Below are 19,812 nucleotides of genomic sequence, written 5' to 3' on the forward strand. Positions count from 1 at the left end.
GTAGAATGTCGCTTCTTTACCGTGTGCATGCCGTGGCGACAACCTCCGTCAGGAAAATCATTCATTGCGATTGCGACTGCTTTTACGCATCCGTCGAAATGCGCGATGATCCGTCGCTGCGCGACAAGCCGCTGGCTGTCGGCGGCCGGCCTGAACAGCGCGGCGTGGTCGCCACCTGCAATTACGAAGCCCGCAAGTACGGCGTGCGTTCTGCGATGTCCACCGCGCAGGCGCTGCGGCGCTGCCCGGACCTGATCGTGCTGCCACCGGCGATGGAGAAGTACCGCGTCGCTTCCCGCCAGATTCTTTCCATCTATCGCGATTACACCGAACTGGTCGAGCCGTTGTCGCTCGATGAAGCGTATCTCGACGTGACCGATGCCTCGGCATTGCACGGCAGCGCGACAGCGATTGCGGAGGAGATTCGTGCACGCATCTTCGATACCGTCGGCATCACCGCATCGGCCGGCATTGCGCCCAACAAGTTCATTGCCAAGATTGCCAGCGACTGGAACAAGCCGAACGGGCAGTTCGTCGTCAAGCCGCAGCAGATGGATGCCTTCGTTTCTGTGCTGCCAGTGGCGCGCCTGTTCGGCGTCGGCAAGGTCACGGCGGCGCGCATGAATCGGTTGGGCGTGCAGACCTGCGGCGATCTGCGCACATGGCCGCTGCATGCGCTGATGCAGGAATTCGGCAGTTTCGGCGAGCGGCTGCATGCGCTATGCCGCGGCATCGACGAGCGGCCGGTCAATCCGAGCCGCGAGCGCAAATCCGTCAGTGTGGAAGAAACCTATGCGACCGATCTGTCCGATCTGGAAGCCTGCCGGCGCGAACTGCCGGAACTGATCGCGCGATTGCTGGCACGCATGCAGCGCGCCAGCGTGGAAGGCGGCGTGCATAAATTGTTCGTGAAGATCCGTTTCGCCGATTTCTCGCGCACCACCGCCGAATGTGTGGCGGATGCGGTCGATGCCGTCCAACTGGAAAAGCTGCTGGAAACCGCGCATGCGCGCCGCGGCATGCCGGTACGCTTGCTGGGCGTCGGTATCCGTTTGCAGGAAGAGGAAGATGCCGCCGATCATCAACTATTGCTGTTCGGCGGCGACACGCCGGCACGCTGCGCGGCGGAATGAACGTCGTTTGATCCATTCCCTGCGCGGCGTGCCGCAGCGCGAACTTATTTGCCTTGCGTCAGCGTGTTGTAGGCGTTGATCAGGTTGCGGTAGTCGGGGATGTGGTTGGAGAACAGCGTGGCCAGTCCCTCAATGTCGTTGCGCCAGTCGCGATGCAGTTCGCAGGCGGCGCCGAACCAGGTCATCAGTTGCACGCCGGCCTGCGACATGCGGTCCCATGCGGCATCGCGCGTGATTTCGTTGAAGGTGCCGGAGGCGTCGGTGATCACGAAGACGTCGAAACCTTCCTCGATGGCCGATAGCGCGGGGAAGGCGACGCAGACTTCGGTCACCACGCCGGCGATGATCAGCTGTTTCTTACCGGTCGCTTTGACCGCCTTGACGAAATCCTCGTTGTCCCAGGCGTTGATGTTGCCGGGGCGGGCGATGTACGGTGCGTCGGGGAATTGTTCCTTCAGTTCCGGCACCAGCGGGCCGTTCGGGCCGTTCTCGAAGCTGGTGGTCAGGATGGTTGGCAGCTTGAAGTAGCTGGCGAGATCGGCCAATGCCAGCACGTTGTTCTTGAACTTGTCCGGGTCAATGTCGCGTACCAGCGACAGCAGGCCGGTCTGGTGGTCCACCAGCAATACGGCGGCATTGTTCTTGTCGAGGCGGACGTAGGGCTTGGTCATCATGATTCTCCTTTGATTTATGGGAAATACCCGGGCAGGGCGAAAAAAGAGGTCCCGCGAAGTTTTCGGTATGTGAAAGTTTCGTGGGACCTCGGTGGTTCAGGTTGCCATCCGGCCGAAACGGCCGTTGTTGAAATCGTCGAACGCCTGCTGGATTTCGGCTTCGCTGTTCATCACGAACGGGCCGTAACCCACCACGGGTTCGTCGATCGGTTCGCCGGACAGCCACAGCACGACGGCATCGTTGTTGGCCTCGATTTCGACGTCGCTGCCGGTGCGGTCGAAATGCACCAGCTGTCCTTCGCGGGCCAGCGTGCTGCCGTTGATCTGCACCGTGCCGCGCAGCACGACCAGCGCCAGCGTGTGACCTTCCTGCGCCGTGAAGCGGCCGACGCCGCCCTGCGCCAGGCGGATATCCCACACGTCGATCGGCGTGAAGGTACGCGCCGGGCCGCGGTGGCCGTCGAAGGCGCCGGCGATGACACGCACGCGGCCTGCGCCTTCGGGCAGATCCACCGATGGAATCTGCGCGTCCAGCAGCGTCTGGTAGCCCGGTGCCGTCATTTTGTCCTTGGCCGGCAGGTTGACCCACAGCTGCGCCATCTCGATGGTGCCGCCGCGTTCGGTAAACGCATGCGAATGGAATTCCTCATGCAGGATGCCGCCACCGGCCGTCATCCACTGCACGTCGCCCGGGCCGATCAGGCCGCCGGCGCCGGTCGAATCGCGATGCTCCAGCTCGCCCTGATAGACGATGGTGACGGTTTCGAAACCGCGGTGCGGATGCTGGCCGACGCCGCGCGGCTGCGCTGCCGGTCCAAATTGAGTGGGGGCGGCATGGTCCAGCAGCAGGAACGGGCTGAGGTGCTTGCCCAGGCCGTCGTAGCCGAACAGCGAGCGCACCGGAAAACCGTCGCCAACCCAGTGCTGACGGGGTGCGCTGTAGACGCCGAGAATTTTTTTCATGCTGATCTCCTGATGCGCCGCGCAGGATGCGGCGGCGATGTGATGATATTAGGAGAGGAACGATGGGTGCGGTAGAGTGTATATTTCGCTTTCAGTGTTCTATTTAAGGAACGATGAATGCGAGATCTCAACGATCTTTACTATTACGTGCAGGTGGTGGAGCACGGCGGCTTTGCCCCCGCAGGACGGGCGCTGGGCGAACCCAAGTCCAAGCTGAGCCGGCGCATTGCGCTGCTTGAGGAGCGCCTGGGAGCGCGCCTGATCCAGCGTTCGACGCGACGCTTTGCCGTGACCGAAATCGGCCAGACCTATTACGCGCACTGCAAGGCGATGCTGGTGGAGGCCGATGCAGCCGACGAAGCGATCGCGATGACGCATGTCGCACCGCGCGGCATCGTGCGCATGACCTGCCCGGTGGCGTTGCTGGACGCGCATGTGAGCCGGATGCTGGCGGCATTCATGGTGCAGTATCCGCAGGTGGAACTGCATCTGGAATCGACGAACCGGCGCGTGGACGTGGTGGGCGAGGGCGTCGATATTGCCATTCGTGTGCGGCCGCCGCCGATCGAGGACAGCGATCTGGTGATGCGGGTGCTGGCCGGCCGTAGCCAATGCCTGGTCGGCAGTCCGCAATTGCTGGACCGCATCGGCGTGCCGCAGTCGCCGGCGGATCTGTCGCAGTTTCCCAGCATGGATCTGGGCGTGCCGCAGAACGAGCATGTGTGGCATCTGCTGGGGCCCGACGATGCGCGGGTCTCGATCCATCACGCTCCGCGGCTGGTGACACGCAGCATGCCGACATTGCGTGCCGCCGCCATCGCTGGCGTGGGTATCGTGCAGTTGCCCACGATGATGGTGCGTGATCAGTTCGCGCGCGGCGAGCTGGCGCAGCTGCTGCCGGGATGGGCGCCACGCGGGGAAATCGTCCATGCCGTATTTGCCTCGCGGCGCGGATTGCTGCCGGCGGTGCGCACGCTGCTGGATTTTCTGGGCGAGCAATTCGCGCAGCTGGACGAGGAGTGATGCTGGATGCCGGTGTGAATAGACGATGGCGTGAAGGAAATCGGTGAGGAAAAAACCGACGCGAAAGAATGCGGCGTAAAAATCTGACACCAAAAAAATGCCGCGCGGGTAGCGCGGCATGTATCGGTTTCTGGCGTCGCCTGACGTCAGGCTTGGCGACAGCTCAGTGACAGTTCAACGAGCGATTTAGTGACCGGTCGAATCGCTGCGGCGATTCGCCTCGAACAGGAACCAGGTGCGTTCCTCGGTTTCGTCGATCCAGTTCTCGATCAGGCTGGCGGTGGCGATGTCGTTGTGTTCGTCGCAGACCACGTGTGCTGAACGCAGGCTGGCGGCCAGCGCCTTGTTGTCTTCCTGCAATTCGGCCAGCATGTCGCCCGGCTCTACGTACTCGGCATCGTTGTCGAGAATGCGCTGGCGGCGCGCGATGTCGCCGATGGAACGCAGCGTCGGCTGGCCGACCTTGCGGATACGCTCGGCGATAACGTCGACCATCGCGTAGACCTGCATGGCCTGATCGTCGAGCAGCAGATGATAGTCGCGGAAGTGCGGGCCGCTCATGTGCCAGTGGAAGTTCTTGGTTTTCAGGTAGAGCGCGAAGACGTCGGCCAGGATGCCGTTCATCGCGGCGGCAATGTCGCGCGTGCCTGCCGAATGCAGATCGCTGGGCGTGGCCAGCGCGGTACGGCGGATAGCCGGCTTGGCCGATTTGGCTTGCTTGGATTTGGTGGCTGCTTTGGCTTTCGTTTTCGTCGTTTTCATGGCTTTCTCCTTGGTAGGGAACGGTAGAGTCGAGAAACGCTGCTTAAGTTTCTGCGGTTGCGGCGCGAATGTCTACTGAAAGAGATAGAGAGTCTTGCGCGGATTGCAAGAGCAAAAAGCCCGGTGCGGGGCCGGGCTTCGTCGAAAATGTTTCTATCGCCGGGATAGGCGGGCGCGATAGACCGGCCAAGACTGGATCAGCCGCCTTCGTTTTCCTTGTTATCGCCGTAGTACAGCACACCGAGCTTGATGCGGTCGCGGCCCTGTTCGCGGCGATGGCGGTTGGTATCGCGCAGCGAATAGACGCAGCCGCAGTATTCCTGCTGATAGAAATTCTCGCGCTTGGAGATTTCGATCATGCGCGCCGAGCCGCCTTTTTTGCGCCAGTTGTAATCCCAGTAGATCATGTCCGGATACTTGGCCGCGGCGCGCTTGCCGCAGTCGTTGATCTGGTCCATGTTTTTCCAGCGCGAAATGCCGAGCGAACTGCTGATGACCGGGAAGCCGTGCTCATGCGCGTACAGCGCGGTGCGCTCGAAGCGCATGTCGAAGCACATCGTGCAGCGGATGCCGCGCTCGGGCTCGTCTTCCATTCCCTTGGCCCGTTCGAACCAGTTGTCGGTATCGTAGTCGGCATCGATGAAGGGCACGCCGTGCTTTTCCGCAAAGCGGATGTTCTCTTCCTTGCGCAGCAGGTATTCCTTCTCGGGATGGATGTTCGGGTTGTAGAAGAAGATCGTGTAGTCGATGCCGGAAGCCAGCATCGCTTCCATCACCTCGCCCGAACAGGGCGCACAGCAGGAATGCAGCAGCACCTTGCCCGGTTTGGCGGGAAGGGGGATCGGTTCGCGCTTGAAGTCCGGCGCGGTGTCGTTCTTGGAGTCGGTCATGATGCGGATCGCGTGGCGGGCTGGCGGATATCCATGAGACAGGATAAGGGCGGCCGTCTGCGGTAATAAATCAGGCTATGTCAGGCTGTAATGTTAGCAGGAAGGGCTGTGCCGCGCCGTTGGTCGAGCGCGACAGCAGGGTGCAGTACTACAACAGCCGATCATTATTGCTTCGATGTTGCCAGCCGGGGCGCAGACTTCTTGCGGGCGCTAGCCGATACCATCGACGCCACTCAAACCTCAAAAAGAAAATCGAAAGGCCGCCCCGAGTCATACAAGCGAAGAGCGTCTTTCTTGTATCGCCATGCTTGAAAAACGGCGCAAATTGGTGAATGATTGCATTTAATGAGAACAATTCTCATTACTGTTAAGATCGATCCATGAACATGCATGCCACTACCGGCCGTCAGGCCCTGGAAGAAACCTTTGTCACGCACCACGCGCAACTGCGCGGCATCGCGCTCGGCATCGTCCGCAAGGCGGACCTGGCCGACGAGATCATGCAGGATGCCTATCTGAAGGTCGCCGTCTGCCCGCACGCCGACATCGACAAGCCATATTGCTATTGCTGCCAGGTGGTGCGCAATCTGGCGATGGATCATTTTCGCCGGCATGCGACCGAAGCCGGCTGCCGCCTCTTCGACGTCGACGTGGAAGGGCTGGATCGGCCGGGGCATCTGACGCCCGATCGCATTCTCAGCGAAAAGCGGATGCTGGAAGAAGTCGATCGCGTGCTGGAGACATTGCCGGCGCGCACCCGCCAGGCATTCGAACTGTGTCGTCTCGAAGACATGACGCAGCGCGATATCGGCCGCAACCTCGGCTGTTCGGCAACGCTGGTCAATTTCATGCTGAAGGATGTCGCCAGCGCGCTGCGTCCTTGCCGGCATTTTCTTGACGACTGACGCCGCCGCAATGCGTTGCGTTGAACCAATTCAAGAGGTAGAGATGAACGCCAGACGTTTTGATCGCGAAGAAGATCTTTGGGTTGTAATCCTTCATCTCCGTCGCGCACGGATCGGCATGCTGCCGGGTTCCGCCTTGCGGGCGAGGTAATCGTGCACACGCCGATTTCATTATTGTGCCTGCCGTATGCAGGCGCGAGCGCGATGACCTACATGCGCTGGCGGCACCTGCTGCCGTCGTGGGTGCGCGTCGTGCCGCTGGAATTGCCCGGACGCGGAACGCGCATGCACGAGCCGGCCTGCGAGGATTTCATGCAACTGACGTCGCGGCTCTACAGCGATTATGCGCACATGCTGTCCGGACGTTATGCGCTGTTCGGCTACAGCACCGGCGCCTTGCTGGCATACGGCATGGCGCGCCAGATCCATGCGCATGGCGGCTTGCTGCCGTCGGGTTTGCTGGTCGGTGCCAGCGGACCGGCGACATGCCGCAACGCGCAAAAATGCGCCGTAGCCGACAACGACGAACCGCTGATTGCCGATCTGTGCCAGCAGGGCAGCACGCCGCGGCAGGTGTTCGAGAGTCCCGAATTGATGCAGCGGACCTTGCATGTGCTGCGTGCGGATTACCGCGCCTGCAACAGCTTTGCCTGTCTGGCGGGAGCGCCGTTGCCGGTTCCCATCCACGCCTTCGGCGGCCGGCATGACGACATCGGTATCGCCGGCATGGAATCGTGGCGGTCCGAAACGTCGGCGCGTTTCACGCTGGACTGGTTCGACGGCGGCCATTTCTTCGTGCGTGAGCAGGAAGAAACCATGCTGGCCGTACTGGTGCATCGTCTGGCGCAAAGCATTTCCGGCAACATGGAAGCCGCTCTTGCCGTAGCGTGAGCGGATAGGTGCTGGAACGGAAAAGAAAAACGCCCGCATCTGCGGGCGTTTTGTATTTGGCGGAGTGGACGGGGCTCGAACCCGCGACCCCCGGCGTGACAGGCCGGTATTCTAACCAACTGAACTACCACTCCTAACTGCAAAAACTTTCTCAGGTTTGTCTGACTGGTGGGTGCTGAGAGGCTCGAACTCCCGACCTACGCCTTGTAAGGGCGCCGCTCTACCAACTGAGCTAAGCACCCGCAAAATGCGCACTGCTCAGTCAAACCATGTTGGTGTCGGCCAACACTGCCTGAAGGGGCAGAAGTATAGAACACATTCCTGGAAAAGTCACCCCGTTTTTATAAATCTTTGCCGCGAAGCGCGGCCGGCTGGAATTGCGCCGGTTTCCTATAATGGAGGCCCTGCTTTTGTTCTTGTCGAGATTGTCATCAATACCACGTTATTGCGGCGCATCGTCCATGCCGTCCTGTTTGAATTCTTCGCATTGATCATCCTGGTGCCGCTGATGTCCTACGGCTTCGGCATGGAGATGCTGCATTTCGGCGCGCTGGCGCTGATCCTCGCCTTGTGCGCCATGGCCTGCAACATGGCGTACAACCATGTGTACGAGGCATTCGAGCACAAGTTCGGCTGGCGCCGCACGGTGCGCATGCGCGTATTCCATACGCTCGGATTCGAAGCCTGTTTCATGGCCGTCGCATTGCCGTTGACTGCATGGTGGCTGGGCATCACGGTGCTCGACGCGTTATTCCTGGATCTGACGTTCTCCGTTTTCTTCATGATCTACGCGTTCTGCTACAACTGGATTTTCGATATCGTCCGGCATCACCTCGCAAAACGTCCGCCGTTGTCGCGTTGACCTTCGGGTGCTGTTTCGGTGCCTTCCGCAGACGATGCGATATCCGGCTGCCGCATAGTCAATTCGGTGGCGGGTGCAAGCTGCATCACCAGATTCGGATAGGCAAAACCGATGTCGCGTTCGGCGCAGGCGCGCATCAGATCCAGATTGATCTGCTGTTGAATATCCATGTAGACGTTGTAGTCGGGGCTAAGGACGTAGTAGACGACTTCGAAGTCCAGACTGCTGGTGCCAAACTTGAAGAAATGGGCCCGATCGAACCGTATGTTTGATTGCGCTTCGATGGCGCTGCGTACGAGACCGCCGACGATGGCAACTTTGTCGATCGGCGTTTCGTACTTGATGCCGAAGGTAAAAACCACGCGCCGCTCCGCCATGCGCTTGTAATTGCGGATTGCGGATTTGAGCAGTTCCGCGTTCGAGCGGATCAGTTGTTCACCGCTCAGGCTGCGCAGCCGCGTGGTCTTCACGCCGATATATTCGACGGTGCCCATCAGGTCGTCGACGATGATGAAGTCGCCGACCTCGAAGGGTTTGTCTAGGCCGATCGACAGCGAGGCGAACAGGTCGCTGAGGATGGTCTGCAGCGCCAGCGCGATTGCCACGCCGCCGATGCCGAGGCTGGCGACGAAGGCCGTGATGTTGACGCCGAGATTGGCCAGCACGGCGAGCAACACGGTCAGCATGATCGCCAGGCGCAGCAGGAAGACCATGGTCGTGGTGGTCGCCCGGTTGCGTAGCGCCGGATCGGTATTGGGGTCGACCACCTTTTCCATCCACGTGCTGATGGCGCGATTGAGCCAGATCGCGACCTGCAGGCCGACGACGATCACCAGCGCCTGCGACAGCCTGGTTTCCGTCTTGGCCGAGAATTCCATCATGTGCAGGCCGATCAAAATGGCCAGCAGGAAGATCAGGAAATTCTTGGTGCCAGCCAGCGCGGCGGCAATCACGTCGTCGACGCGACTGGCGGTGCGTTCCGACAAGGCGGTGATGTGGCGCGTGAGAAAGTGCGAAACGAGGCTTAGCACCAGATAGGCGAGGGCGGCCACGACCAATGCCTGCAGCCAGCCTTCGATCGGCGCCCAATTCTGCAACCATGCATCCATCGGCACTTCCTCCTTTGCAGTCGGCAATGTAATGACAGAGTTTGCATGGCAAAAATAGTTCGTTGCCGGCATTGCCTTGCGGCATGGAGTCGGCCTTGCCGGTGTCACATCGAAGTAATTGATGTGAAGGCAATACCGACACAATGCAGCGAAGGTGCGCGCCAGCACCGCACGGCAACAAGCTTGGATACAATCGCGGCATCATTCCGGAGACGACATGGACGATTCTTCCGCCGCATCACCGTTGTTCCCGCCTGTGCAGCCATTGCACAGCGGCAGGCTGCAGGTCAGTGCGCTGCATACGCTGCATTGGGAAGAGTGCGGCAATCCGGCCGGCATTCCGGTGGTCTTCCTGCACGGCGGACCGGGCGGCGGCATTTCTCCGGTACATCGCCAGTTCTTCCATCCGCAGCATTACCGCATCATCCTGTTCGATCAGCGCGGCGCCGGCAAATCGACGCCGCTTGGCGAGTGGCGCGACAATACGACATCGCTGCTGATTGAGGATATCGAAGCGTTGCGCACCATGCTGGGCATCGAGCAGTGGCTGGTGTTCGGCGGTTCGTGGGGCAGTACGCTGGCGCTCGCTTACGGGCAGGCGCATCCGGAACGCTGCCTCGGCTTCATCCTGCGCGGCATCTTCCTGTGTACGCAGCCGGAAATCGACTGGTTCTTGTACGGCATGGCGGCGTTCTTTCCGGAAGCGCATGACGCTTTCGTCGCACCGATCCCATTGGAAGAACGCGGCGACTTGTTGCGCGCCTATCAGCAGCGTCTGTTCGGCGACGATGCCGAAGCGTCGCTGCAGGCCGCGCGCGCGTGGAGCCGCTACGAAGGCAGCTGCCTGTTCCTGAAGCCCCGACCCGAGATGGTGGATGTATTCAGCGACGATGCGGTGGCGCTCGGCATCGGGCGGCTGGAAGCGCATTACTTCCTGCATCGGGGTTTTTTCGACGACGATCAGTTGATACGCAATATCGATCGCATCCGGCATCTGCCGGCGATCATCGTGCAAGGGCGTTACGATGCGGTCTGTCCGCCGTCGGCTGCGTGGCGCTTGCATCAGGCATGGCCGCAGGCCAGATTGCAATGGATCGCCGATGCAGGTCATGCTGCACTCGAACCCGGCACGGCATCGGCGCTGGTGGCGGCAACCGAACAGTTCCGGTTGCAGCGCAGCTTCGACTGACGCGGATGCCGCAATGCAAGACAGGTTTGCCTGTCATACAGAAACAACTTTCACTTTTCAACAAACAGGATTCAGCGAACAGGATGGCGATGAAAAACGGATTACGGCTTCTTTCCCTGTGCGTCGTGCTGGCCGTCACGGCTTGCAGCAGTCTCGATGTGCATCAGCAAGTGGGTACAACCGCAGACGGCACATCGGCGGCCGATTCGCTGGGCGAATACAAGCTGGCGCTGGCGCAACGCGTTTCCCAGGTCAATTCCACGCATGTCTTCATCGGGCGGCCGCAGGCGCTGCTGCGCTCGGTCGTGGTCATACGTTATGTGGTCGACGCCAACGGGTCATTGGTGCGCAGCGAAATCATGCGTTCGAATCGCGATCGCGCTACGGAATCGACCGCGCTGACGACCTTGCGCAGGACGTCGCCTTTTCCCAAGCCGCCGGCCATGCTGTTGCGCAACGGCCGTGTCGAACTGGTCGAAACCTGGTTGTTCAACAATGACGGCCGTTTCCAGTTGCGCACCGTTGCCGAGCCGCAGATGGGCGAATGAGCCAGCCGTTACTTTCTTCCTGCAATAACCGACAACAGAAACGACAGGAACACGGATGAGTCTCAGCTGGATCATCAATTCGACGGCAAGTGCCATCTTGCTGCCGCCGCTCAATCTGGTATTGCTGTGCGCGCTCGGCTTGTGGCTGCGCCGCCGCTGGCCACGCGGCGGCAAGCTGCTGTCGATCGTTTCGCTGTTGCTGCTGCTGTTGCTCAGTACGCGTATGGGCGCGACATTGCTGATCGCACCGCTGGAAGCATGGAATCCGCCGTTGCAACCGGCACAAGCGACAGGCGCGCAGGCGATCGTCGTGCTCGGCGGCGGCCGCATTGCCGATGCGCCTGAATACGGCGACCAGGACATTCTTTCCGCCACCACGCTGCAGCGTGCAAGCTATGCCGTGCGGCTGCAGCGCGAGACCGGTTTGCCGGTGCTCGCCAGTGGCGGACAGCCCGACGGTTCGAAGGAATCGGAGGCCGCGATCATCGCACGTACGCTGCAAGCCTTTTCTGTTCCGGTGAAGTGGCTGGAAGGCGAGTCGAACAATACAGCCGAGAATGCACAGTTTTCGGCGCGCATGCTGCGTGCCGACGGCATCACGCGCATATTGCTGGTGACCGATGCCCTGCACATGCAGCGTGCGAAACGTATCTTCCGCGAAGCGGGCCTGGATGTGGTGGCCGCGCCCACGATTTTTTATACGGCGCAGCGATGGTCGCCGGACGATTTCCTGCCGAAGGCGGTATGGCTGCAACGTTCTTCCTACGCAATGCACGAGTGGATCGGTCTTGCCTGGTATCAGTTGCGGCATCGCAATGCAGTCCGTAATCAACCCTGATCACCCTGAATGTAACGCACTGATACACAGTATTTTCCTTTCGGGCGAACCACCGGGCGCCAGCCTTCTCCAATCATGACCTTCCCATTTTTCAAGGAGCTGTCATGGATTTACAGAAGACAATACGTTCTCTCTCCTTCGTGGCGCTCGCTACGGTATCGTCGATTGCCCTGGCGCAAAGTGCCGGTGTGGGCGTGGGAGCAGGCGCCAACGTCGGAGCCGGCGGTGCATCGACCGGAGCAAATGTCGGCGCAGGTGCAAATACGGGCGCAGCCGGTGTGGGCGGCAATGCCGGTGGTGCCGTCACGGGACGAGGAGCGGGCGGTGCCGTGCTGAGTCCGGACAACGTGAATCGTCCGAGCGTCAATACGCCCGATACACGCAGCAGTACCAGCACGTCGACCGAAGCCAGCCGACGCAACGAGCAGCAGCGTATGGAGCGGGAACGGCGCGATACCGAAATGCGCATGGATCGCGAGCGCCGCGAGGCGGAAATGAGCGGACGGTCGGAAACGCGCATGCGTGCACCGAGCCAGTGACGGCAATTGCATGAAAAAAGCGGCCTGCGCGGCTGCTTTTTTTTCGCGGTCCTGCCTGCCGACGGTTTGCTGCACATGGCGGATTCTGTTTAAATGATCGCTCTGGTCGACGAGCGACATTTTCACGGGATGCTCTCCATGATTGCTGATAAACGGCCACCGAAGCTGTATTACTTTTCCGAACGTACCGAACTGGAACGTTCGCTGACACTGGGCGAATTCCGTTTGGTAACGCCGCCGCAATCTCCATTGCAGGCGACTCCCGCCAACGATGCCAATTACCTGATTCTGAGTCTTGCGCAAAGCTGGGATGGCGCATTGTTCGAAGGCAAGCGCGACAGTACCGCCTATCTGGTCGTTCATGATGCCGAAGCATTCGGCGAACGCCTGCATCGCACCGTGCAGAAAATCCTGCCGAACTGGGCTGGCATCGATGCGGCGATGTCGTACGGTGCATCCAGCCCGCTGGGGCGTTTGTTCTCGCTGCCAAAGGAGCGTGCCGCCGAAAAGGAATGGCGCTTTGCATGGCGGCCGATGCGCAACGGCCTGTCGGCCAAGCCTGTCGTGATCCAGCTCGGCAGCATTGCCGACATTGCCGAACTCCGCATCGCAAACGCCTGATGCGGGGCGGCACGATGCCGCCATGTTGCGAAAGACGTTGCGCGTGAGAGGGCGCGATGGCGTGACATGGCATCGTGGCTTGTTGTCGTAACTTCTGTCGTGCCTGAAGGAGAACGATGAAGACCGTACACACCGAAGTGGCCGTGATCGGCGCCGGCAGCGCCGGCTTGTCTGCCTTCCGTGCCGCCAAGGCACGTGGCGTCAGTGCATTGCTGATCGAGGGCGGCGCCTATGGTACGACATGCGCCCGCGTGGGCTGCATGCCGAGCAAGTTGCTGATTTCGGCTGCGGACGTGGCGCATGCCGCTGCGACTGCCGATGCATTCGGCGTACAGGCCGACGTGCGCGTGGATGGCCGTGCAGTCATGCGCAGGGTCAAATCCGAACGGGACCGGTTTGTCGGTTTCGTCGTTGACAGCATCGATCGCGTGCTACCTGGCGAACGCTTGCGCGGCCATGCGCGGTTTCTTGCTGCCGATACGCTGCAGGTCGGAGAAGATGTGCAGGTCAAGGCGGCGCGCGTGGTGATTGCGACCGGCAGTTCACCCTCGGTGCCGGATGTGCTGCGGGGATTGGGCGATCGCGCGATCGTCAGCGACGATGTGTTCGACTGGGATGACTTGCCCGAATCCGTCGCTGTTGTCGGTGCCGGCGTGATCGGGTTGGAGCTGGGGCAGGCATTGCACCGGCTCGGCGTGCGGGTGGCCATATTCGGCCGCAGCGACCGGCTGGCACAAATCGCGGACGATGAACTCAACGAGGCGGCGGTTTCCTGCCTCGGCGATGAACTGGACTTGCGTCTGGGCGCTGCCGTTCTGTCGGCAAAGCAGGAAAACGGGCAGGTCTTGCTGCATTCGCGCGATGCCGATGGCCGCGAACGTACGGAACATTATCGTTACGTCTTGGCGGCGACAGGCCGCAGACCGAATCTCGCCGGGCTTGGACTGGAGCATACCGGACTGCAACTGAACGAACGCGGTATCCCGTTGTTCGATCCATTGACGATGCAATGCGGCGACAGCACGATCTTCATCGCCGGCGATGTCGATGGTGACAGGCCGTTACTGCACGAGGCAGCCGACGAGGGCCGTATCGCCGGCAGTAACGCGGCGCGTTATCCCAACGTAGCTGCCGGTTTGCGGCATGCTCCCATGGCGATTGCCTTCACCGATCCGCAGGTGATGGCCGTCGGGCAGACGGCGCGAACATTGAAACCGGGGCAGTACCAGACCGGTCGGATTTCCTTCGCGAATCAGGGACGCAGTCGCGTCATGCTGCAAAACCGCGGCATGCTGAAAGTCTACGGCGAACGCGGCACGCATCGTTTCCTCGGTGCCGAAATGGTCGGGCCGCGCGCCGAACACATCGCGCATCTACTGGCCTGGGCCTGCCAGAGCCAGATGACGGTGGACGACATGCTTTCCATGCCGTTCTATCACCCGGTGGTCGAAGAGGGCGTGCGGACTGCCTTGCGCGATCTGAAGGAAAATCTGATGAAACAGGTCTACGAAATCGAGCACTGTTCGGACTGCACGCCAGGCATCTGATTGCCGTTTGTGTGCGGTAACGCCTGTTCGTGCGCGGCGGACTGTGGTAAAACCTTTCATGAACGCGACTTTGATGACGTGCTGCAACCAAACGGGGATGCAGCTGTCAGAACTGAGCCTGACGGCAATCGCGGAAGCGGCAATTCAATCTGCAGTACCGTCCGAAGCGGATACTGATTTCAATAAAAAGAGGTCATCACATGAAAGCATCTACTTTGAAAACGACACGTACCGATATGAAAGCTCTGGTCAAGGACGCGCAGGAATTGTTCCGCGAAGCGGCCAGTGCCACCGGCGAACGCGCCGACGAGTTGCGTTCGCGCGGCCTGCAGCTGCTCGATTCCGCCGTGGTCAAGGCGCAGGAAGTCCAGACCGCCGCGATCGAAACCGGCAAGGAAATCGCCGAGAAGACCGACGACTACGTACATGAAAATCCATGGCGCGCCGTGGCGATCTCGGCCGGCGTCGGCCTGTTGATCGGCCTGCTGGTCTCGCGCAAGTAAGCGGCTGCCGTCCCCATGGAACAGCAAAACCCGCGCTCGTCGCAGGAAGGGCTGATCAGCGGCCTGGCCAGTCTGGGCCGCAACATGTTCGGCCTGATGATGAGCCGGATCGAACTCGCTGCGCTGGAACTGGCGGAAATTCGCGCCAATGTGCTGAAGCTGGCGGTTCTGTTCGTGCTCGGCATCATCGCCGCATGGTTCGCCGTCGCTTACTGGACGGCGCTGATCGTTTATCTCAGCTGGCCGTCGCTGGGCTGGAAAATCCTGCTGATCATCGCGGTGATAGCAACGGCCGTTGCCATCGGCATGCTGTTCTATGTGAAATCGCTGCTGCGGCAAGGCAAGCTGTCGATGCCGGCGACGATGGACGAGCTGCGCAAGGATCATGATGCGCTGCTGTAACGGAAGGAATCGGACATGACGAATCGCGATCCGAACGATCCGAAAAACCGCACCGAGACGCTGGCCGAGCAGAAGGAACGGCTGATCCTGCAATGCCGTGCCTACCGGATTGCCGTCGGCAATGCCAGAAGCGTGGTGCGCGCGAACATGGGGCGGGAGGCGATCGCAAAGACGGCGGTCGGCATGGTCAGCGCGCGTGCGCAATCGGCATTGGCGAATTTCTCCGATCTGGTCGATTTCCGCAGCCTGTCTGGCGCCAAGCTGCAGAAGCTGCTGCCGCTGGTGATCAGCGGCGCTTCGCTGCTGTCCAGGCGTGCGCTATGGAAGCCGGTGCTGCGTGGCGCGGCTGTCGTTGGCGCAGTCGGTACGGGCTTGTATCTGTTTTCCCGGCGCAAGAAGACGCACGAACAGCACGAGCACATCGCCCGGCATAAGCAATTGTGATTTGCCGATGCAGAAATAAAAAAGCCGACTGATGTCGGCTTTTTTATTGCGTGTATGCGAAGAACTACTTGGCTGGTGCTGCGGCGGCATCGGCAGCGGGCGCTTCCGCCGGAGCCTTCGGCGCAGGGACTTCCGGCTCCTTGAACTTCGCACCTGCGGCGTTGGCCATCATCACGACCACACGTTCGACCTCGATATCGTCCAGATCGGGATTGCCACCTTTGGGCGGCATCGCGCGCAAGCCTTCGATCGCATGCTTGGCCAGCGTATCGTAGCCTTCCGCGATACGGGCTTTCCAGGCTGCGGCATCGCCGAGTTTCGGCGCACCGGCAACACCGGCCGTGTGGCAGGCGGCGCAGGTTGCCTTATAGACCTCTTCGGCCGACTTCAATACCTTGGGCGCGCTCGGATCCTTCAGATGGAAATCTTCGGCGGCAACAGGCTTGATGCGCTGGGCAATGGCTTCCGGCGTCATCGCGTCGGAGCCGGCACCGGTCTGCTTGTCATTGGTGACGTAGATGACCAGCAGGACGATACAGACGATAGGGACAAGGAAACCGGCCAGGACGGCCAGAATCAACTGCTTAGGCGTTTTGATTGCGGATCCTTCGTGGTGTGCGTCGCTCATTATTCCCCTCATTACAATTTTTAGAAATCGTTATAAGGCGCGGGACTCCCATCCGCGCGGGTGATGCTGCTGCTCGACCTTGCCGGATTCGGCAAACCACTGATTATAGTCACAAATAATTGCCGTTGAGCGGGAAAACAGGCTTTGCGTGGACGGAAAGAGAGAAAAACGGTATTCTTCAGGCCTCCTCAGAAGTTCTTCCCTCCGCGGCTGTAGCTCAGTGGATAGAGTATTGGCCTCCGAAGCCAAGGGTCGTGGGTTCGATCCCCGCCAGCCGCGCCAATGTAATCAAAGACTTAAATTCCCGTTCGCCATAAAAAGTATTTTGGTGAAATTTCTCGGGATGGGCCTTCGCGCTGTATTTACTGACGCGAGCAAGGCTCGCTCAGACCTTCGGAACCTTCGCGTTTTACAAGACAATCGAAGCGGTGTTTTGTTCTTCTCTCGCTTTTTTTTATAAGTAACACCAGCCAAGCGACACCATCGTCGCATTGCTCGTGATCTTCCTTTACCTTGCTTGTTAAAAGAAAGGACCCGCATGCGGGCCCTTTCTGAGTGAAGCTCTTAGCAATTGCCTTTCTTGGCCTGGCCGGGAGGACAGAAAGTCCCGCCATTTCCCGGGCCGCCTGGGCCGGGATCAACCACGACAGCGCCATCAGGCGTATAGACTGCGCATCCGCTCAGCAAGGTGGTGGCGACCACCGCCAGAATTCCTAAAAATTGTTTCATCGTAGATCCTCTGTTGGATTTCTTCATCTTGTCTCGCGCCATTCAGGCCAACATCAAACAGGAATCTTCGTGTTGACGCTGGTGACAGAGATCAGTGTAACTGACGGTGAAGCGTTTTGGTGATGCAGTATCCATGATTGATACTGAAGCGAATCAGCGAATCTCTATGAACCGCAATACCTACATTCCTGAGAGAACGAGGTTGCGCAGCTAGCTGCGAACCTCATGCCATGTCTCGATGCAGGCGAGAATCAGAACCAGGGCGATAGGTAGCCACAATGCGTGGAATCCGAATCGAAGATACGCAAAAGCTGCAATAAGCGATCCGGTGCCAAAGAGAATGATGGGCCAGAGATACTTCGCGCATTTGTTCAGCGCCGCCTTGTTGCCGCCTTCCTTCAGAAGCTGAAAGAATTCGACGACGAGTTGCGTAACGTTGCCTGTCATCATCACGGTTGGCGCAAGATCGGGCAGCAGCAACCGACCACAAGCACTATGTACGCCCATTGCCAGCGTGCCCATCACTCCTGCAAAGATCGCCGCACTCGACATGTTTTCTTCAATCGGGCCGGCGATCAGTCCGGTGAGCATGAATGCCGTGAGAAGCACCATCTCGACCACATACAGGACGATGAGTGCATTGCGTTCTTTCTTTTCCCATGCCGAGGCAATCATCGTGGCCAGCGCCACGCCGACGATAAACGCCGGAAAGGCCAGAATTTTCAGAAGCGGAAAAGTATGCTCGGGCGTTGCGAGCTCTGCGCCGAGCAGCACAAGGTTGCCGGTGATGTGCGCCGTGAACAGGCCGAACAGCGCCATGAAGCCGACGGCATCGACGTACCCGGCCAGGAAACTCAAGCTGATGTTCAGCGTCAATGCCGAAGGAGTTTTTCTATCGGTTCTCATTCGCCTCTGTAGCAATTGCGTTCAGTCTTTCGGGCGGCGATGCCAACGGCCCAGGCCATGAATACGACGGCTTGAAGACGGTGCGTGTCCTCCAGCTGCCATTCGCGACGTGCGTGATACGGAAGAATGCAGATCGAATGTAAAACGCCGCTTGATCTTGGCGTACGCCCGATCATAGGAGGGCAGAGATCGGCAAACTTGTTCGGAGGCGCACTATTTGTTGCCGATTTGCCCGGATGGCGGTTTCTTGCACGCCGGGAATGGCGGGTGCGAATGGCGAAGAATTTGAAAAACGAATGCCACCAATTCCAATATTTAATTGGTGAATGCAAGCCAGGACCCTTATCTTGTACCTCAATAGAAGCCAATGAGGGCGTTGCCGTACGGGACGCCTTCTGTAATGACACCACGTTTCGTGAAGGTACAGGATGAACGATCGCATATTTACCAACGCCGTCGATGCTGATGGCAAACCTCTCCATATCGCCGTCAAAGATGGACGTATAACCGCTATCGGTCAGCAGCGCCCGGAAACGGGGACGGCCGAAGTCGTCGACCTGGGCGGGAAGCTGATATTGCCCGGTTTTGTCGATGGCCATATTCATCTGGACAAGAGTTTTGTCGGCGATCGTTGGCGGCCGCATCAGCCTGTCACGAGTTTGCGGGAACGGCTGGCGATCGAAAAGCGCGAGCTGGCGACGGCACCGCCCATCGTCGAGCGTGCGGATGCGTTGATTCGTCAGGCGGCATCGTTCGGCACGATTGCCATGCGCTGTCACGTCGATGTGGATGCGACAACCGGTCTGACGAACCTGCGCGCCGTCATGGAAGCGCGCGAAAAGTGGAAAGACCTGATCGACATAGAGCTTGTCGCCTTCCCGCAGGCGGGTGTGATGTCCTGTCCCGGAACGGCTGAAATTCTGGAAGCGGCGATTCGTGAAGGCGCACAGGTCGTCGGCGGCATCGATCCCACGACGCTGGATGGCGATGCCGACGGACAGCTTGACATCATCTTCGATATCGCCGACAGGTACGGCGTCAAGATCGATATCCATCTGCATGAGCCGGGCGAAACGTGCATCCAGCAATTGCACCGCATTGCATCGCGCACGCGTGCGCTGGGAATGTCCGGTCGCGTCGCGGTCAGTCACGCTTATGGACTGGGCGATGTGTCCGCTTCCGAGCTGGACCAGATTGCCGAAGTGCTGCGTGCGGCCGGCATTGCCATCATGACCAATGCGCCGGGCAACCATGCCTTCCCGCCCATCCTGCGCTTGCGCCAGGGTGGTGTCACGATGTTTACCGGCAACGACAACATCCAGGATGCCTGGTGGCCTTACGGCAATGGCGACATGCTGCAACGCGCGATGCTGATCGGTTATCGCTCGGGTTTCTACACGGATGAGGAACTGGAAACCGCCCTGCAGATGGCGACCGATGCCGCCGCCAGCGTGATGGGCAAAGCCGACTATGGCTTGAAGGTGGGGAACGAAGCGAGTTTTGCTATCGTCAAGGCGCCGAACGCGGCTGCTGCGGTCGCCGCGGTGCCTTACGAGCGTTCCATCGTCAGGCACGGCCAGTTCTGGGAATGATCGGTCGGCCTGGATAAGCGCCGAATCGTTTGCGTGTTATCCGGAACGCGGTTCGGATGAAATCCGTATTTGCTTGCCAGCGATAGACGACGTGCCCTTGCAGAGATTGTTGCT

Annotated in this window: 24 protein-coding genes and 3 tRNA genes; 16 read left to right on the top strand and 11 right to left on the bottom strand. The window is 59.9% G+C overall.

From position 1 onward, the window contains the following. The first annotated feature begins 32 nt into the window (after positions 1–32). Positions 33–1,133, top strand: a complete 1,101-nt coding sequence (dinB, locus tag ACO1VH_RS13355) for a DNA polymerase IV (protein WP_486244964.1) — start codon at positions 33–35, stop codon at positions 1,131–1,133. Between the two features lie 44 nt (positions 1,134–1,177). Here dinB and ycaC read toward each other — a convergent pair whose 3' ends face one another. Next, entirely contained in the window at positions 1,178–1,804 is a 627-nt protein-coding gene (ycaC, locus tag ACO1VH_RS13360) for an isochorismate family cysteine hydrolase YcaC (RefSeq protein WP_486245148.1), read from the bottom strand. Between the two features lie 99 nt (positions 1,805–1,903). Continuing rightward, positions 1,904–2,770, bottom strand: coding sequence for a pirin family protein (locus ACO1VH_RS13365; RefSeq protein WP_486244965.1), 867 nt, complete (start codon positions 2,768–2,770; stop codon positions 1,904–1,906). 117 nt (positions 2,771–2,887) lie between these two features. Here ACO1VH_RS13365 and ACO1VH_RS13370 point away from each other — a divergent pair, with 117 nt between their 5' ends. Beyond that, a complete protein-coding gene (locus ACO1VH_RS13370) occupies positions 2,888–3,793 on the top strand; it encodes a LysR family transcriptional regulator (RefSeq protein ID WP_486244966.1) in 906 nt (301 codons plus the stop codon). A 186-nt stretch (positions 3,794–3,979) separates the two neighbouring features. On the opposite strand, the gene ACO1VH_RS13375 is transcribed toward ACO1VH_RS13370, so the two are convergent. After that, positions 3,980–4,555: a Dps family protein gene (locus ACO1VH_RS13375; protein WP_486244967.1), complete on the bottom strand. Its 576-nt coding sequence runs from the start codon at positions 4,553–4,555 to the stop codon at positions 3,980–3,982. A gap of 197 nt (positions 4,556–4,752) precedes the next feature. Next, a complete protein-coding gene (locus tag ACO1VH_RS13380; RefSeq protein ID WP_486244968.1) occupies positions 4,753–5,445 on the bottom strand; it encodes an epoxyqueuosine reductase QueH in 693 nt (230 codons plus the stop codon). Positions 5,446–5,831: 386 nt separating this feature from the next. On the opposite strand from ACO1VH_RS13380, the gene ACO1VH_RS13385 reads away from it, so the two are divergent. After that, positions 5,832–6,350: a sigma-70 family RNA polymerase sigma factor gene (locus tag ACO1VH_RS13385; RefSeq protein ID WP_486244969.1), complete on the top strand. Its 519-nt coding sequence runs from the start codon at positions 5,832–5,834 to the stop codon at positions 6,348–6,350. Between the two features lie 153 nt (positions 6,351–6,503). Continuing rightward, entirely contained in the window at positions 6,504–7,241 is a 738-nt protein-coding gene (locus tag ACO1VH_RS13390; protein WP_486244970.1) for a thioesterase II family protein, read from the top strand. Positions 7,242–7,298: 57 nt separating this feature from the next. Here ACO1VH_RS13390 and ACO1VH_RS13395 read toward each other — a convergent pair. Then, positions 7,299–7,375: transfer RNA gene (locus ACO1VH_RS13395), tRNA-Asp, on the bottom strand. A gap of 32 nt (positions 7,376–7,407) precedes the next feature. Then, a tRNA-Val gene (locus ACO1VH_RS13400) sits at positions 7,408–7,483 on the bottom strand. A 203-nt stretch (positions 7,484–7,686) separates the two neighbouring features. Here ACO1VH_RS13400 and ACO1VH_RS13405 point away from each other — a divergent pair. Then, positions 7,687–8,103, top strand: coding sequence for a PACE efflux transporter (locus ACO1VH_RS13405; RefSeq protein ID WP_486244971.1), 417 nt, complete (start codon positions 7,687–7,689; stop codon positions 8,101–8,103). Here the strand turns inward: ACO1VH_RS13405 and ACO1VH_RS13410 are convergent. Beyond that, positions 8,070–9,212: a mechanosensitive ion channel family protein gene (locus ACO1VH_RS13410; RefSeq protein WP_486244972.1), complete on the bottom strand. Its 1,143-nt coding sequence runs from the start codon at positions 9,210–9,212 to the stop codon at positions 8,070–8,072. The genes ACO1VH_RS13405 and ACO1VH_RS13410 overlap by 34 nt on opposite strands. Before the next feature lie 217 nt (positions 9,213–9,429). Between ACO1VH_RS13410 and pip the strand changes: the two genes are divergently transcribed. The 9 genes from pip (at position 9,430) to ACO1VH_RS13455 (ending at position 15,843) form a co-directional block, all read left to right on the top strand. Then, positions 9,430–10,401, top strand: a complete 972-nt coding sequence (gene pip, locus ACO1VH_RS13415; RefSeq protein ID WP_486244973.1) for a prolyl aminopeptidase — start codon at positions 9,430–9,432, stop codon at positions 10,399–10,401. An 89-nt stretch (positions 10,402–10,490) separates the two neighbouring features. Continuing rightward, positions 10,491–10,949 (top strand): energy transducer TonB family protein, encoded by a 459-nt coding sequence (locus ACO1VH_RS13420; RefSeq protein WP_486244974.1) that lies wholly within the window; start codon positions 10,491–10,493, stop codon positions 10,947–10,949. A 55-nt stretch (positions 10,950–11,004) separates the two neighbouring features. Beyond that, positions 11,005–11,787: a YdcF family protein gene (locus tag ACO1VH_RS13425; RefSeq protein ID WP_486244975.1), complete on the top strand. Its 783-nt coding sequence runs from the start codon at positions 11,005–11,007 to the stop codon at positions 11,785–11,787. Between the two features lie 104 nt (positions 11,788–11,891). Further along, positions 11,892–12,326 carry a hypothetical protein gene (locus tag ACO1VH_RS13430; protein WP_486244976.1) on the top strand — a complete coding sequence of 145 codons (435 nt, stop codon included), beginning with the start codon at positions 11,892–11,894 and terminating at the stop codon, positions 12,324–12,326. A 138-nt stretch (positions 12,327–12,464) separates the two neighbouring features. Then, entirely contained in the window at positions 12,465–12,947 is a 483-nt protein-coding gene (locus ACO1VH_RS13435) for a hypothetical protein (protein ID WP_486244977.1), read from the top strand. A 116-nt stretch (positions 12,948–13,063) separates the two neighbouring features. Then, on the top strand, positions 13,064–14,494 hold the full coding sequence (locus ACO1VH_RS13440) for a dihydrolipoyl dehydrogenase (RefSeq protein ID WP_486244978.1): 1,431 nt from the start codon (positions 13,064–13,066) through the stop codon (positions 14,492–14,494). 200 nt (positions 14,495–14,694) lie between these two features. Continuing rightward, entirely contained in the window at positions 14,695–14,997 is a 303-nt protein-coding gene (locus ACO1VH_RS13445; protein WP_188421660.1) for an ElaB/YgaM/YqjD family protein, read from the top strand. A 15-nt stretch (positions 14,998–15,012) separates the two neighbouring features. Next, a complete protein-coding gene (locus ACO1VH_RS13450; protein ID WP_486244979.1) occupies positions 15,013–15,399 on the top strand; it encodes a phage holin family protein in 387 nt (128 codons plus the stop codon). A gap of 15 nt (positions 15,400–15,414) precedes the next feature. Further along, entirely contained in the window at positions 15,415–15,843 is a 429-nt protein-coding gene (locus ACO1VH_RS13455; protein ID WP_486244980.1) for a hypothetical protein, read from the top strand. A gap of 64 nt (positions 15,844–15,907) precedes the next feature. On the opposite strand, the gene ACO1VH_RS13460 is transcribed toward ACO1VH_RS13455, so the two are convergent. Further along, entirely contained in the window at positions 15,908–16,471 is a 564-nt protein-coding gene (locus ACO1VH_RS13460; protein WP_486244981.1) for a c-type cytochrome, read from the bottom strand. A 206-nt stretch (positions 16,472–16,677) separates the two neighbouring features. On the opposite strand from ACO1VH_RS13460, the gene ACO1VH_RS13465 reads away from it, so the two are divergent. Continuing rightward, a tRNA-Arg gene (locus ACO1VH_RS13465) sits at positions 16,678–16,753 on the top strand. A 282-nt stretch (positions 16,754–17,035) separates the two neighbouring features. Here ACO1VH_RS13465 and ACO1VH_RS13470 read toward each other — a convergent pair. The 3 genes from ACO1VH_RS13470 to ACO1VH_RS13480 all read right to left on the bottom strand — a co-directional run bounded on the left by ACO1VH_RS13470 (position 17,036) and on the right by ACO1VH_RS13480 (position 18,705). After that, positions 17,036–17,200, bottom strand: a complete 165-nt coding sequence (locus ACO1VH_RS13470; protein ID WP_486244982.1) for a hypothetical protein — start codon at positions 17,198–17,200, stop codon at positions 17,036–17,038. 210 nt (positions 17,201–17,410) lie between these two features. Further along, a complete protein-coding gene (locus ACO1VH_RS13475; protein ID WP_486244983.1) occupies positions 17,411–18,106 on the bottom strand; it encodes a YoaK family protein in 696 nt (231 codons plus the stop codon). After that, positions 18,103–18,705 carry a hypothetical protein gene (locus ACO1VH_RS13480; RefSeq protein ID WP_486245156.1) on the bottom strand — a complete coding sequence of 201 codons (603 nt, stop codon included), beginning with the start codon at positions 18,703–18,705 and terminating at the stop codon, positions 18,103–18,105. The genes ACO1VH_RS13475 and ACO1VH_RS13480 overlap by 4 nt, the downstream gene beginning before the upstream one ends. Here ACO1VH_RS13480 and ACO1VH_RS13485 point away from each other — a divergent pair. Next, positions 18,589–19,698, top strand: coding sequence for an amidohydrolase family protein (locus ACO1VH_RS13485; protein WP_486245149.1), 1,110 nt, complete (start codon positions 18,589–18,591; stop codon positions 19,696–19,698). The two genes, ACO1VH_RS13480 and ACO1VH_RS13485, sit on opposite strands and share 117 nt — an antisense overlap. Positions 19,699–19,812 lie beyond the last annotated feature (114 nt).

It is taken from the genome of Oxalicibacterium sp. (genome assembly GCF_057353965.1).

What these genes read in the sequence shown, in the direction of transcription:
- ycaC (WP_486245148.1), bottom strand. Translation starts at nt 1,804, where the DNA reads ATGACCAAGCCCTACGTCCGCCTCGACAAGAACAATGCCGCCGTATTG.
- ACO1VH_RS13365 (WP_486244965.1), bottom strand. Translation starts at nt 2,770, where the DNA reads ATGAAAAAAATTCTCGGCGTCTACAGCGCACCCCGTCAGCACTGGGTT.
- ACO1VH_RS13370 (WP_486244966.1), top strand. Translation starts at nt 2,888, where the DNA reads ATGCGAGATCTCAACGATCTTTACTATTACGTGCAGGTGGTGGAGCAC.
- ACO1VH_RS13375 (WP_486244967.1), bottom strand. Translation starts at nt 4,555, where the DNA reads ATGAAAACGACGAAAACGAAAGCCAAAGCAGCCACCAAATCCAAGCAA.
- ACO1VH_RS13380 (WP_486244968.1), bottom strand. Translation starts at nt 5,445, where the DNA reads ATGACCGACTCCAAGAACGACACCGCGCCGGACTTCAAGCGCGAACCG.
- ACO1VH_RS13385 (WP_486244969.1), top strand. Translation starts at nt 5,832, where the DNA reads ATGCATGCCACTACCGGCCGTCAGGCCCTGGAAGAAACCTTTGTCACG.
- ACO1VH_RS13410 (WP_486244972.1), bottom strand. Translation starts at nt 9,212, where the DNA reads ATGGATGCATGGTTGCAGAATTGGGCGCCGATCGAAGGCTGGCTGCAG.
- pip (WP_486244973.1), top strand. Translation starts at nt 9,430, where the DNA reads ATGGACGATTCTTCCGCCGCATCACCGTTGTTCCCGCCTGTGCAGCCA.
- ACO1VH_RS13420 (WP_486244974.1), top strand. Translation starts at nt 10,491, where the DNA reads ATGAAAAACGGATTACGGCTTCTTTCCCTGTGCGTCGTGCTGGCCGTC.
- ACO1VH_RS13425 (WP_486244975.1), top strand. Translation starts at nt 11,005, where the DNA reads ATGAGTCTCAGCTGGATCATCAATTCGACGGCAAGTGCCATCTTGCTG.
- ACO1VH_RS13430 (WP_486244976.1), top strand. Translation starts at nt 11,892, where the DNA reads ATGGATTTACAGAAGACAATACGTTCTCTCTCCTTCGTGGCGCTCGCT.
- ACO1VH_RS13435 (WP_486244977.1), top strand. Translation starts at nt 12,465, where the DNA reads ATGATTGCTGATAAACGGCCACCGAAGCTGTATTACTTTTCCGAACGT.
- ACO1VH_RS13440 (WP_486244978.1), top strand. Translation starts at nt 13,064, where the DNA reads ATGAAGACCGTACACACCGAAGTGGCCGTGATCGGCGCCGGCAGCGCC.
- ACO1VH_RS13445 (WP_188421660.1), top strand. Translation starts at nt 14,695, where the DNA reads ATGAAAGCATCTACTTTGAAAACGACACGTACCGATATGAAAGCTCTG.
- ACO1VH_RS13450 (WP_486244979.1), top strand. Translation starts at nt 15,013, where the DNA reads ATGGAACAGCAAAACCCGCGCTCGTCGCAGGAAGGGCTGATCAGCGGC.
- ACO1VH_RS13455 (WP_486244980.1), top strand. Translation starts at nt 15,415, where the DNA reads ATGACGAATCGCGATCCGAACGATCCGAAAAACCGCACCGAGACGCTG.
- ACO1VH_RS13460 (WP_486244981.1), bottom strand. Translation starts at nt 16,471, where the DNA reads ATGAGCGACGCACACCACGAAGGATCCGCAATCAAAACGCCTAAGCAG.
- ACO1VH_RS13470 (WP_486244982.1), bottom strand. Translation starts at nt 17,200, where the DNA reads ATGAAACAATTTTTAGGAATTCTGGCGGTGGTCGCCACCACCTTGCTG.
- ACO1VH_RS13475 (WP_486244983.1), bottom strand. Translation starts at nt 18,106, where the DNA reads ATGAGAACCGATAGAAAAACTCCTTCGGCATTGACGCTGAACATCAGC.
- ACO1VH_RS13480 (WP_486245156.1), bottom strand. Translation starts at nt 18,705, where the DNA reads ATGGCCATCGACAAAACCGGGCAATATCAGCTTCCCGCCCAGGTCGAC.